A 12,975-nucleotide genomic window follows, 5' to 3' on the forward strand; every position below is an offset into this window, starting at 1 on the left:
GAGCGGTGGCGCTGCCCTGTCTCAAGCGAAGTAACTTTGCAGCGGCCGCACTTCGAGATTGCCGGCCTTCAGCGCCTTGATCGCCTGGGCGGCGGCTTCGGCGCCGGCCATCGTCGTGTAATAGGGCACCTTCTGCATCAGCGTCGCACGGCGCAGCGACTTGGAGTCCGAGATCGCCTTGTTGCCGTCGGTGGTGTTGATGACGAGTTGGACTTGGCGGTTGCGGATGGCGTCCTCGATATGCGGACGGCCTTCCAGAACCTTGTTGATCTTGGTGGCGGTGATGCCGTTTTCGCCGAGGAAGCGGGCGGTGCCGCCAGTTGCCAGCACCTTGAAGCCTTCTTCGACGAGGATGCGGATCGCCGGCAGCACGCGCGGCTTGTCCTCGTCGCGCACGGAGACGAAAACCGTTCCGTCACGCGGCAGTTCGACGCCCGCGCCGAGCTGCGACTTGGCGAAGGCCAGTGCAAAATCGGTGTCGAGGCCGATCACTTCGCCGGTCGAGCGCATCTCCGGGCCGAGCAGCGTGTCGACGCCGGGGAAGCGGGCGAAGGGGAAGACGGCTTCCTTGACGGCGATGTGCGTGAGCTTACGCGGATCGGGCTTCGGCCCGTAGGCGGCGAAGGTGGCGTCAAGTTTCTCGCCGGCCATGACACGGGCGGCGATCTTGGCGATCGGCGCGCCGATGGTCTTGGCGACGAAGGGCACGGTGCGGGAAGCGCGCGGATTGACCTCGAGCACGTAGACGATGCCGTCCTTGATGGCGAACTGGACGTTCATCAGGCCGCCGACATTGAGCGCCTTGGCCATGGCTTTCGCCTGGCGCTCCAGCTCGTCGAGCAGTTCGACCGGCAACGAGCGCGGCGGCAGCGAACAGGCCGAGTCGCCGGAATGGATGCCGGCTTCCTCGATGTGCTCCATGATGCCGGCGACATAGACGTCGGTGCCGTCGGAGAGGCAGTCGACGTCGACTTCGATCGCATGGGTCAGGTAGCTGTCGAAGAGCAGCGGGTTCTTGCCGAGCAGGGTATTGATCTGGCCGGTCTTGTCGTTGGGATAACGCTGCTTGATGTCCTCCGGCACCAGTTCCGGAACCGTGTCCAGCAGGTAGGTCTGCAGCTGGCCCTCCGAATGCAGGATCTGCATGGCGCGGCCGCCGAGTACGTAGGACGGGCGAACGACAAGCGGGAAGCCGATTTCGGCGGCGACGAGGCGGGCCTGCTCGACCGAATAGGCGATGCCGTTGTTCGGCTGGTTGAGGTCGAGCTTCATCAGAAGCTTCTGGAAGCGGTCGCGGTCTTCGGCGAGGTCGATCATATCAGGCGCGGTGCCGAGGATCGGAATGCCTTTCTTTTCGAGCGCCTCGGCAAGCTTCAGCGGCGTCTGGCCGCCGAACTGGACGATGACGCCGACGACTTGCCCCTTCTCCTGCTCGGCGCGCAGGATTTCGATCACGTCTTCGGCCGTCAGCGGCTCGAAATAGAGGCGGTCCGACGTGTCGTAGTCGGTCGACACGGTTTCCGGGTTGCAGTTGATCATGATCGCTTCATAACCGGCATCCTTCAGCGCGAAGGCGGCATGGCAGCAGCAATAGTCGAACTCGATGCCCTGACCTATTCGGTTCGGGCCGCCGCCGAGGATGACGACCTTCTTGCGGTCGGACACCAAAGCTTCCGAGCGGGCGGCGCCGACGAAGGGCGTCTCGTAGGTCGAATACATATAGGCGGTCGGCGAAGCGAATTCGGCCGCACAGGTGTCGATGCGCTTGAAAACCGGACGGACGTTCAGGCCGTTGCGCAGTTCCGCGACTTCCTTCGGGCGCTTGCCGGTCAGCGTCGCCAGGCGCGCGTCGGAGAAGCCCATGGCCTTCAGCATGCGGAGGTTGGCAGCATCATTGGGCAGGCCGTGCTCGCGGATGCGGGCTTCCATGTCGACGATGTTCTTGAGCTCGGCGATGAACCAGGGGTCGATCTTGCAGCCTTCATGCACCTCTTCGATGGTAAGGCCCTGGCGCAGCGCCTGGGCGACCATGCGCAGGCGGTCCGGCGTCGGCGTGCCGATGGCGGCGCGGATGGCGTTCTGGCTGGACTCGCCTTCCTCGAAGTCGGGAATCTCGATTTCGTCGAGGCCGGTCAGGCCGGTCTCGAGGCCACGCAGCGCCTTCTGCAGCGATTCGGCAAAGGTGCGGCCGATCGCCATGACTTCGCCGACCGACTTCATGGCCGTGGTCAGAACAGGCGAGGCGCCGGGGAATTTCTCGAAGGCGAAACGCGGGATCTTGGTGACGACATAATCGATCGACGGCTCGAAGGAGGCCGGCGTCGCGCCGCCGGTGATGTCGTTTTCCAACTCGTCGAGCGTGTAGCCGATAGCGAGCTTGGCGGCGACCTTGGCGATCGGGAAGCCGGTGGCCTTGGAAGCGAGTGCCGAGGAGCGCGAGACGCGCGGGTTCATTTCGATGACGACGAGGCGGCCATCTTTCGGATTAACGGCGAACTGGACGTTCGAGCCGCCGGTCTCGACGCCGATCTCGCGCAGCACCGCGATCGAGGCGTTGCGCATGATCTGGTATTCCTTGTCGGTCAGCGTCAGCGCCGGGGCGACAGTGATGGAATCGCCTGTGTGGACGCCCATCGGATCGATATTCTCGATCGAGCAGATGATGATGCAGTTGTCCGCCGTGTCGCGGACGACTTCCATCTCAAACTCCTTCCAGCCGAGCACCGATTCTTCGATCAGCACCTCGGTGGTCGGCGAAGCATCGAGGCCGCCGCCGACGATCTCGAAGAATTCCGAGCGGTTGTAGGCAATGCCGCCGCCGGTGCCGCCGAGGGTGAAGGAGGGGCGGATGATGGCCGGCAGGCCGACATGGTCGAGCGCCTGGGCGGCGATCGCCATGGCGTGGTTCAGGTAGCGCTGCTTGCGGTCGCTCTCGCCGAGGTTCCACTGGTTTTCCAGCTCGTCCAGCGCCTTGTCGAGGTCGGGGCCGGAAAGGCTTTCGCGCAGTTTGCTGCGCTCGGCCTCGTGCGTCTTGCGGTCGAGATCCTTGATGTCGGTGGCGTTTGCCAGCATCGAGCGCGGCGTTTCCAGGCCGATGCGGGCCATGGCTTCGCGGAACAGCGCGCGGTCCTCGGCCATGTCGATGGCGGCGGGCTTGGCGCCGATCATCTCGACATTGTAGCGGTCGAGCACGCCCATGCGTTTCAGGGAGAGAGCGGTGTTCAGTGCCGTCTGGCCGCCCATGGTCGGCAGCAGTGCGTCCGGGCGCTCCTTGGCGATGATCTTGGCAACAACTTCGGGGGTGATCGGCTCGACGTAAGTGGCGTCGGCGAGACCCGGATCGGTCATGATCGTCGCAGGGTTGGAATTGACGAGGATGACGCGGTAGCCTTCCTCCTTCAGCGCCTTGCAGGCCTGGGTGCCGGAATAGTCGAATTCGCAAGCCTGGCCAATGACGATCGGTCCCGCGCCGATGATGAGGATCGATTTGATGTCTTGGCGCTTCGGCATGGGCGATATCCGTTGTCTGGCTGCGCAGAAAGCCGGCCAGGGTGGAGATCACCGGGTCGGTTGCGCATGCTGGGTCTTTTCAGGCTAGAAGCGGCTTATAGGCAAATGTTTTTGCAAACGGAACCCCATAAATCGCGGAATCGACAGGAATCCGAATAGGCGCGAATGGCTATTCCTGTCCAGGGATGACCAGCACCCGGATTTCGCCGCCGCGCGCCGGATTGATGATCGCTTCCGGGGCTTCTGCGAGCCCGATCCTGCGGGAGATCAACGGCTCGACCTTGATCCTGCCGGTGGCAATCAGATCGGCGGCGCGGCCATGGGTGAAAGGGTTGACGAAGGAGCTTATCAGCCGGACTTCGCGAAACAGCAGGTCGAAGGGCTCGATCTCGATCTTTGCTCCCTGCGGCATGACGCCGAGAATGACGGCGCTGCCGCCGCGGCGGGCAAGCCGGGGCGCCTGCTGCATGGTATCCGTGACACCGGCGCATTCGAACACGACATCGGCGCCGCCGGGCAGCAGTCCGTCCGCGTCGGTGAGACGGGCAATGATATCGCCGTCGCCCGGATCCGCTGTTGCCGTGGCGCCGAGGCTTTCGGCCAGCCGGCGTTTTCCAGGGCTCCGCGTCACCAGCACGACGCGAGTCGCGCCGGCGAGCCTGGCCAACTGAAGGGTGAGCAGGCCGATTACGCCGCCACCGAGCACGATGACCGAGGCGCCGGCTTGCAGCCCGGCGAGATCGACGCCGTGAATGCAGCAGGCGAGCGGCTCGCAGAAGGCGCCGTGGAGCGGATCCAGATCGGCAGGCAGCGCGAAGGCCTGGCTTTGCGGCATGCAAACATAATCCGCGAAGCCGCCGTCGCGGTGAATGCCGATCGCCCGGAGGTTCCGGCAGAGATTGACGCGGCCGCGCCGGCATTCCTCGCAGCCGCCGCAGAAAATGTTCGGATCGCCGGTCACGCGCATGCCGGGGCGGAAATCGGTCACACCCGGTCCGACCGTCTCGATGATGCCTGCGAATTCATGGCCGAGCGTCACCGGCGGCTTCGACGGAAATTCGCCGTGGAAGATATGGCGGTCGGTGCCGCAGATGCCGCAGGCCTCGATCCGGACGAGCAATTCACCCGGACCTGGTGCCGGCCTTTCGACTTCGCAAAGATGCAACTGTCCCGTCGCTTGCAGACGTACCGCCTTCATCGCCATCTCCTCCCGCATTCTCCCCTTCTAACAGGAAGAGCGAAAGCAGGAGTCGCGTCAAGCGGTTGACGCATCTTCTTTACGTGATGGGAGACGCATGTCGAGGCATGGCTGCGGCCGACCGGGCTGAGGGAACAATATCCTCTCCCTGAAGTTTTCGAGCCGAGAAACTGGAGCTGTGATGATGGATCCGAAAGACAAGGAACCGGCGGAAGGCTCGCGGGAGACCGTGGATAAGGAGCTGGCACGTCAGGGCCAAGGCAAGTCGCATGGCGGCGGTAAAAGTGGCGGAGAAAAGGGACCGGCGCAACCAAACCCGAGGAAAAAGTGAGCTGCTCAACCGCCTGTGTTGCATGCGGTTGAAGCCGCTGGAATTCCTCCTGTCGGCGGTTATATAAATTCCTTGAGCGCAAGCACGGGCATTGCCGGGGAGAACGAAAATGGAATGGAGAGGCCGGCGTCAGTCCGACAATATCGAAGATCGTCGCGGCAGTCCCTCAGGCGGCGGTTTTGGCCGTGGTGGTGGTTTCAGCTTTCCCTCGGGCGGCGGCGTCCGCCGCGCCGGCGGCGGCTTGAGCATCGGTACCATCATTTTCCTCGTCATCATCTATTTCATCTTCAAGATGATGGGTGTCGATCTGCTGCAGGTGCTCGAGACCGGCGACATGTCAAGCGGTCCCGGTTATGAGCAGAGCGAATCCGGTGCTCGAACGCCCGCCAATGACGAAATGACCGCCTTCGTCCGTACCGTCCTTGCCGAGACCGAGGATACTTGGAGCGGCGTTTTCCAGGCACAGGGCCGAGATTACGAGGAGCCTCGGCTCGTGCTTTTCTCCGACCAGACGCAGTCGGCCTGCGGTTTCGCTTCTGCCGCGACTGGCCCGTTTTATTGCCCCGGAGATCATAAGGTCTATCTCGACACGGCCTTCTTCCAGGAGCTGTCTGACCGCTTCGGCGCATCGGGCGATTTTGCCGAAGCCTATGTCGTTGCCCATGAGGTCGGCCATCACGTGCAGAACCTGCTCGGCATCCTGCCGAAGTTCAACCAGGCCCGTCAGCGCATGAGCGAAGAGGAGGCCAACAAGATGTCGGTGCGGGTCGAGCTGCAGGCCGATTGCTTCGCCGGCATCTGGGGCAAATACACGCAGCAGAAGGGCATCTTGGAAGCCGGTGATCTCGAGGAGGCGCTGAACGCCGCCCAGCAGATCGGCGACGACACGCTGCAGAAGCGCTCGCAGGGTTACGTGGTGCCCGAGAGCTTCAACCACGGCACCTCGGCGCAGCGTGTCAGGTGGTTCAAGCGCGGTTTCGATAGCGGGCAGCTGACGGCGTGTGATACGTTTTCCGGGCCGGTTTGAAATGCCCCTCATCCGCCTGCCGGCACCTTCTCCCCGCACGCAGGGCGAAGGGCATATGCCGCGGCCTCTCGGTTTTCCCGCTCAAGTCTCGTCTGGCACGTTCCCTCGCCCCGTTTAGGGGAGAGGGTTAGGGTGAGGGGCTTTACCCCCCCCTCGCGCCTTACCTCTCACTATCCATATGCTGCAGCATATGTTCCGGATAACGCCCGCCCGCGGCCGCGTCCTTTGGCACGGCGCGTTCAATCGCGGCGAAATCCTCCGGCGACAGGTCGACGGCGCGTGAACCGAGCGCCTCGGTCAGCTGGTCGCGGCGGCGGGCGCCGATGAGGGGGACGATATTCTTGCCCTTGGCGGCGACCCAGGCGATGGCGATCTGGGCGACCGAGACGCTTTTTGCTCGGGCGATCTCGCGCAGCTGCTCGACCAGCGCGAGGTTCTGATCGATATTGCCTTCCTGAAAGCGCGGACTATGGGTACGGAAGTCGCCGGCGGCGGCCTGGCCCTTCTGCCAATGGCCGCTGATCAGGCCGCGCGAAAGCACGCCGTAAGCGGTAATCGAAATGCCGAGTTCACGCGTCGTCGGCAGGATGCGATCCTCGATCCCGCGCGAGATCAGCGAATATTCGATTTGCAGGTCGACAATCGGGGCGGTGGCGGCGGCGCGACGGATCGTCTCGGCGCCGACTTCCGACAGACCGATGTGTTTGACGTAGCCTGATTGGATCAGGTCGGCGATCGCGCCGACGGTGTCCTCGATCGGCACATTCGGATCGAGGCGGGCAGGGCGGTAGATGTCGATATAGTCGACGCCGAGGCGCTGCAGTGTGTAGGCGAGAAAATTCTTCACGGCCGCCGGGCGGGCATCGATGCCGCTCCATCCGCCCGCGGGATCGCGAAGCGCGCCGAACTTGACGCTGATGACAGCGTCTTCGCGCCTGCGGCCCTTCAGTGCCTCGCCGACCAGCATTTCGTTGTGGCCCATGCCGTAGAAATCGCCGGTGTCGAGCAGATTGACGCCGGCATCGAGCGCGGCATGGATCGTCGCAATGCTCTCCGCGCGGTCGGCGGGACCATACATGCCCGACATGCCCATGCAGCCGAGGCCGATGGCCGAGACATCGGGTCCGGTCTGTCCCAAACGATAGGTCTGCATTGTCTTCTCCTTTGTTGCCCAGCCTGGCGCGACGGGTCATCGACGCCAAAGCAGCGCTGCCGATGCGGTTTTAGCGCTTTCGCATCCGGGTGATAATCGGACGACACCGAACAGGCTGTGCGGGAGCATGCACAATGCACGATCCCTTGATTGATCTGGATGCCTCCGGGGCGATTGCAAGGGAAATCATCCCCTCGGCGATTGGAAACAGCAGTGCGCGTCCGACGGTTGAGGCTCTGACGATTTTCCCGTACAACTCAACAATGCTGTGGAGTGTTCACGGATTGTTTCGGTTTCTTTTCTGAGCTATGTCACTTTCCGGCGATGAGATCGTCTTTTCAGAAATAACTGCTGTTGAGATGCTTCATGCTTGATCCCAAATTCGTTCGCCGCGGCCTGTTTCTGGTCTTTATCATCCTCTTCCTTGACATTATCGGCATCGCCATCATCATGCCGGTGCTGCCCGCCTATCTGGAACAACTGACCGGCGGCAGTGTCAGCGATGCGGCGATCGACGGCGGCTGGCTGATGCTGGTTTATGCCGGCATGCAGTTCCTGTTCGCGCCGCTGCTCGGAAACCTCTCCGACCGTTTCGGCCGCCGGCCGATCCTTCTTCTTTCAGTGCTGACCTTCGCGATCGACAATTTCATCTGCGGCATCGCCACCAGCTTCTGGATGCTGTTCGTCGGCCGCGTGCTGGCCGGCATCAGCGGCGGCAGCTTCGCCACCTGTTCGGCCTATATCGCCGATATCAGCACGGAGGAGAACCGGGCGAAGAACTTCGGACTGATCGGCATCGCCTTCGGCGTCGGCTTCACCATCGGCCCGGTCATCGGTGGATTCCTCGGGGAATTTGGCCCACGCGTGCCGTTCCTCGGCGCTGCCGCTTTGTCGCTTCTCAATTTCATTGCCGCCTGCTTTCTGCTGCCGGAAACGCTGGAGGCGAAGAACCGCCGCCACTTCGAGTGGAAACGCGCCAATCCGCTCGGCGCATTGCGCCAGATGCGCCATTACCCTGGTATCGGCGGGGTCAGCCTCGTCATGTTCCTGTTTTTCCTGGCGCATGCCGTCTATCCCTCGGTCTGGTCTTTCGTCTCGACCTATCGCTATGGCTGGAGCGAGGGCCAGATCGGTCTTTCGCTCGGCATTTACGGCATCGGCGCAGCACTCGTCATGGGGCTGGTCCTGCCGCGCGTCGTGCCGCTGCTCGGTGAATGGAAGACCGCGCTTCTCGGCCTCTGCTTTTCCGCTGCGGGGCTGACCGGCTATGCCTTCGCCTGGGAGGGTTGGGTGGTTTATGTCGTCATCGTGGCGACCGTCATCGAAAACGTCGCCGATCCGGCGCTGCGCAGTATTGCCGCCGGCAAGGTGCCGCCTTCGGCGCAGGGCGAGTTGCAGGGCGCGCTGACCAGCCTCAGCAGCATCACCACCATTGTCGGGCCGCTGATCTTCACGCAGATGTTCGGCTATTTCACGCGGCCTGAGGCGCCCGTCACCTTTGCCGGTGCGCCTTATCTCACGGCTGCCGTGCTCATTGTTCTGGCCGCCGGGGTATTCCTCACGAGGGTTCGAGCCCGCAAGCCGGCCGAGGCGCTGGAAGGCGTGGGCTGAACCGATCAGAAATGGTGATGGTATGATGAATTTTTCATCATCTGCCTGTTTTGGGGTAGTTCTTTGCGGGGCTTTGATTTAAGCCCCAGTGATATTTTTGCGCCAACTACGGGGCGTTGCAGATCTCAATCACAGGACTGGTGTCATGGACACGCCGATCGACGCGCGCAGCCTTGCGCCGACAAGCGATAATCGTTGGGGGGCGCATTTCCGCGCAACACTGGCGCTCGGCATTCCGCTGATCGGCGCGCAGCTCGCTCAGCTCGGCATCAATACCACCGACGTGATGATCGTCGGGCGCCTCGGCGCCGAGCATCTGGCGGCAATGGTGTTGTCGGCTCAATTCCTTTTCACCATCCTCATCTTCGGTTCGGGTTTTGCCATCGCCGTCGTTCCGATGGTGGCGCAGGCCTATGGTCGCGGCGACGTCGTCTCTGTGCGCCGATCGCTGCGCATGGGGCTGTGGGTGGTGATTGGATATTGGGCCGTCATGCAGCCCGCTTTCTTCAATTCCGAGCAGATCCTGCTCTTCGCGCAGCAGAAGCCCGAGGTGGCCAAGCTCGCGCATGGCTATATCATGATCGGTCAGTTCGGCGTGCTGCCGGCACTGCTCTTCAACGTGATGCGCGCGCTGGTCAGCGCCATCGGCAAGGCAGCCATCATCCTCAACGTCACCATTGTTACGCTGGTGATGAACGCGTTCTTCGCCTATGCCCTCGTGCTCGGCCATTTCGGCTTTCCGGCGATGGGGCTCGAGGGTGCGGCGATCGTGTCGGTCGTGGTGCAGACGGCTGGTTTCCTCTTCATCCTTGCCTTCGTGCAGAGGCGGGAGGAGACGCGCCGCTACGAGATCTTCGTGCGGTTCTGGAAGCCAGATTGGCATGCGCTGCTGGAAGTCATCCGGCTCGGTTTCCCGATCAGCGTCACCATCCTTGCCGAGGTCAGCCTTTTCACGGTTGCCTCGCTGCTGATGGGCTATATCGGCACGATCGAACTTGCCGCCCACGGCATTGCCCTGCAATGGGCCTCGATCGCCTTCATGATCCCACTCGGCCTCAGCCAGGCGGCGACGGTGCGCGTGGGTGTCGCGCACGGGCAGGGCGATTATGACGGGCTGGTGCGGGCTTCGATCATGGTGTTCATCCTCGCCTGCGCCATTTCGGCGGTGGGCTCGGTGCTCTTTGCCACCATGCCGCAATTCCTCGGCAGCTGGTTCCTCGACGTCAGTTCGCCCGAGGCGCCCGAGGTGCTCGCCTATGCCGGGCCGCTGATCGTCGTTGCCGGGCTTTTCCAACTGGTGGATGGGCTGCAGGTGATCGCCAACGGATTGCTGCGCGGCCTGAAGGACGCGCGCGTGCCGATGATCATGGCGCTGATCGCTTACTGGCCGATTGGCTTCTTCCTGGCCTGGGCCTTCGCTTTTCCGCTGGGTCTGGGCGGCATCGGCATCTGGTTCGGCTTCCTCGTCGGGCTGGCGGCGGCGGCCGCCATGCTCTGCGGACGGTTCTATCTTCTGCTTCGCCGGGAGGGAGCGACGGCCGGCGCCTGAGCCGGCCGTCTCATGCTCAGGCGGCGACAGGCTTGTAACTGGCGATATCGGCTCGAATGCCGAGACGCGAAAACATTTCCTGCGGATCGAAATTTGCGGCCTTATGGGCGGCCATCACGGCTGCCCGCGCGCGCTCGACGACCTCGGTATTCTGCCATTCGGCAATGGTGACGAAATTGAATTCGCCGGGACCCGCCACCTGCTCCAGCACCTTGTGTTCGATGAAGCCCTCCTGTGCCTCCAGCAGCTTGTGGGTCATCATCACTTTGACAAGAAATTCCTCACGCGCCGCCGCCGGCACGATGAACTTGTCGATACGATAGAAAGCTCCGCTCATCTATATCTCCTGCATCGGATCTGCAGGCAGTTCTGTAATTCCTCAAGCATGCTTGAGGTCAAGAGTGAAAGGGGAAGGGCCGGTCGAATGCCCATTGCTTTCCTGTTTCGGGGATATTTTCCAAGCTTGATGCACCATTGCGTGGAGCTTCAACGTCGGGTGCGTCCATGAGCCATTGGAAAAGTCGATCTCAACCAAGATCGCTCTAAGCCGCGGCTGGAAGTTCTTTCTTGCCCTCTGTCTCCCTGCTATTCTGGAAGTGAGGAGACGGCGCGATGAGCGAGAACCGAAAGCTAGCTGCAATCCTGGCCGCAGACGTGGTCGGGTACAGCCGGCTTGCCGGCGCCGACGAGGACCGCACCTTGGCGAGGTTACGGGCACTGCGCAGCGATCTCATCGATCCGACGATCGCCGTGCACCATGGCCGGGTGGTGAAGCGCACCGGCGACGGGGCGCTGGTCGAGTTCCGCAGCGTCGTGGACGCCGTGCGCTGCGCCATTGAGGTGCAGAACGGTATGGTTGAGCGCAATGACGGCGTGCCGCAGGACCGTCGCATCGAGTTCCGGATTGGTATCCATCTGGGCGACGTCGTCGAGGAAAGCGACGGCGATCTGATGGGCGACGGCGTCAACATCGCCTCGCGATTGGAGGGCGTCGCCGCGGCGGGCACAATCTGCCTGTCCGAGGATGCCTATCGCCAGGTCAAGGCGAGGCTTGATCTCTCGGTCAGCGATCTCGGCACCACGCAACTCAAGAACATCGCCGAACCGATCCGGGTCTATTCGCTGCAAGTCGGCAGCGCCGGGACCAAGGCTGCCGCGACTTCCGAAACCGGGACGAGCCAACCGGCGACGGCAACGTCGCCGAAGCTGTCGATAGCCGTCCTGCCCTTCGCCAACATGAGCGGTGACGCCGAACAGGACTACTTCGCCGACGGCATCTCGGAAGACATTATCACGGCGCTATCGAAACTGTCGCAGCTCTTCGTCATCGCCCGCAATTCGTCGTTCACCTTCAAGGGCAAGAACGTCCAGGTGCAGGAGGTGGGCACGAAGCTCGGCGTGCGGCATGTTCTTGAGGGCAGCGTACGCAAATCGGGGAACAGGGTACGCATCACCGCGCAGCTCATCGACGCGACCACCGGCGGACATTTATGGGCGGAGCGGTTCGATCGCGACCTAACCGACATATTCGCGGTTCAGGACGATGTAACGCAGCAGATCGTCGATGCGCTGGCGGTCAACCTGACAGAGGGGGATCGAAAAAGACTGGTGCCGGGGCAGACCGGGCGCCCTGAGGCGTATGACTGCTTCCTGCGTGGCCGGGAACTGTGGCACCGGCTGACGAAGCAGACGAACAGCGACGCCCGCAAACTTTTGCGACGTGCCGTCGAACTGGACCCGGACTTCGCCTCGGCGCACGCCTTCCTCGCCCTTACCCACGGGCTCGACTACCTGAACCGGTGGAGCGCGTCGCCGCAACGCTCTATCGAGCAAGCTGAAGAGGCTGCGACGCTGGCGGTAGCGCGGGATGATAACGATCCTGTTGCACACTGGGCGCTGAGCGTGCTCAAGCTTTACTCGCGACAGCACGATAGAGCCATCAACGAGGCCGAGCGCGCGATAGTCCTCAATCCGAACTTCGCTGAAGGGCAGGTCAGCCTCGGCGAGGCACTAATCTATTCAGGCAGAGCCGAGGAGGCACTCGCCTGTTTCGATCGGGCGAGGATCTTGAACCCGTACTTTCCTGATGTCGTCCTGCACTTTCAGGCCTTGGCTCTGTTTCAATTGAGAAGGTACCAAGAGGCCGTCGAACTACTGCTGCAGCGCGTGAGCCGCAACCCCGTTACTGATGTCTCGCGTGCGCTTTTGGCCGCCTGTTACGGGCACCTCGGCCGTTTCGAAGAGGCTCGCGCGACGTGGCAAGAAGTGCTGCGGGTCAATCCCGAATACTCCCTAGAATACCGCCGCAAAGTCTTGCCCTTTAAGAACCCCGCCGATTTCGAGCTTGTCGTGGAGGGGCTACGCAAGGCCGGTGTCGTACAATGACGAATGATTAATGTCCGATCTTCAACCCGTTGCCGCCGTTTGCACGGAGGATGAGTAATAGCTAGAGTATCCGTTTTGATCAAACGGCTTTTGGTGTCCATTTTTGGTTTTTCCGCAGGAGTGCGTTTGCCAGCAGGATGATCTTTCGCATGATGGCTGTGATGGCGACCTTCGGCGGCTTGCCGGCTTTGATGAGGAGGTCGTATTTGGC

Annotated in this window: 10 protein-coding genes; 6 read left to right on the forward strand and 4 right to left on the reverse strand. The window is 62.4% G+C overall.

Annotated elements, in window-relative coordinates; translation table 11 throughout:
- Positions 1-21: 21 nt before the first annotated feature.
- Positions 22-3,510 (reverse strand): carbamoyl-phosphate synthase large subunit, encoded by a 3,489-nt coding sequence (gene carB, locus HJC04_RS21055; protein ID WP_221146990.1) that lies wholly within the window; start codon positions 3,508-3,510, stop codon positions 22-24.
- A gap of 169 nt (positions 3,511-3,679) precedes the next feature.
- Complete coding sequence (locus tag HJC04_RS21060) at positions 3,680-4,708, reverse strand: zinc-dependent alcohol dehydrogenase family protein (RefSeq protein ID WP_221146991.1); 1,029 nt, start codon at positions 4,706-4,708, stop codon at positions 3,680-3,682.
- A gap of 181 nt (positions 4,709-4,889) precedes the next feature.
- Here HJC04_RS21060 and HJC04_RS21065 point away from each other — a divergent pair, with 181 nt between their 5' ends.
- Complete coding sequence (locus HJC04_RS21065) at positions 4,890-5,039, forward strand: hypothetical protein (protein ID WP_221146992.1); 150 nt, start codon at positions 4,890-4,892, stop codon at positions 5,037-5,039.
- 109 nt (positions 5,040-5,148) lie between these two features.
- On the forward strand, positions 5,149-6,066 hold the full coding sequence (locus HJC04_RS21070) for a neutral zinc metallopeptidase (RefSeq protein WP_221146993.1): 918 nt from the start codon (positions 5,149-5,151) through the stop codon (positions 6,064-6,066).
- 160 nt (positions 6,067-6,226) lie between these two features.
- Here HJC04_RS21070 and HJC04_RS21075 read toward each other — a convergent pair whose 3' ends face one another.
- Positions 6,227-7,219 (reverse strand): aldo/keto reductase, encoded by a 993-nt coding sequence (locus HJC04_RS21075; protein ID WP_221146994.1) that lies wholly within the window; start codon positions 7,217-7,219, stop codon positions 6,227-6,229.
- A 134-nt stretch (positions 7,220-7,353) separates the two neighbouring features.
- On the opposite strand from HJC04_RS21075, the gene HJC04_RS21080 reads away from it, so the two are divergent.
- The 3 genes from HJC04_RS21080 to HJC04_RS21090 all read left to right on the forward strand — a co-directional run bounded on the left by HJC04_RS21080 (position 7,354) and on the right by HJC04_RS21090 (position 10,379).
- Positions 7,354-7,524 carry a hypothetical protein gene (locus HJC04_RS21080; protein WP_210630523.1) on the forward strand — a complete coding sequence of 57 codons (171 nt, stop codon included), beginning with the start codon at positions 7,354-7,356 and terminating at the stop codon, positions 7,522-7,524.
- A gap of 61 nt (positions 7,525-7,585) precedes the next feature.
- Entirely contained in the window at positions 7,586-8,830 is a 1,245-nt protein-coding gene (locus HJC04_RS21085; RefSeq protein ID WP_221146995.1) for a TCR/Tet family MFS transporter, read from the forward strand.
- Positions 8,831-8,975: 145 nt separating this feature from the next.
- A complete protein-coding gene (locus HJC04_RS21090; protein ID WP_210630525.1) occupies positions 8,976-10,379 on the forward strand; it encodes an MATE family efflux transporter in 1,404 nt (467 codons plus the stop codon).
- 16 nt (positions 10,380-10,395) lie between these two features.
- On the opposite strand, the gene HJC04_RS21095 is transcribed toward HJC04_RS21090, so the two are convergent.
- Positions 10,396-10,716 (reverse strand): antibiotic biosynthesis monooxygenase, encoded by a 321-nt coding sequence (locus tag HJC04_RS21095; protein WP_210630526.1) that lies wholly within the window; start codon positions 10,714-10,716, stop codon positions 10,396-10,398.
- Positions 10,717-10,991: 275 nt separating this feature from the next.
- Between HJC04_RS21095 and HJC04_RS21100 the strand changes: the two genes are divergently transcribed.
- Positions 10,992-12,764: an adenylate/guanylate cyclase domain-containing protein gene (locus tag HJC04_RS21100; RefSeq protein WP_210630527.1), complete on the forward strand. Its 1,773-nt coding sequence runs from the start codon at positions 10,992-10,994 to the stop codon at positions 12,762-12,764.
- Positions 12,765-12,975: the final 211 nt, after the last annotated feature.

This window comes from Rhizobium sp. NLR8a, from assembly GCF_019685235.1.
In the GTDB taxonomy this organism is placed as follows: Bacteria; Pseudomonadota; Alphaproteobacteria; order Rhizobiales; family Rhizobiaceae; genus Rhizobium.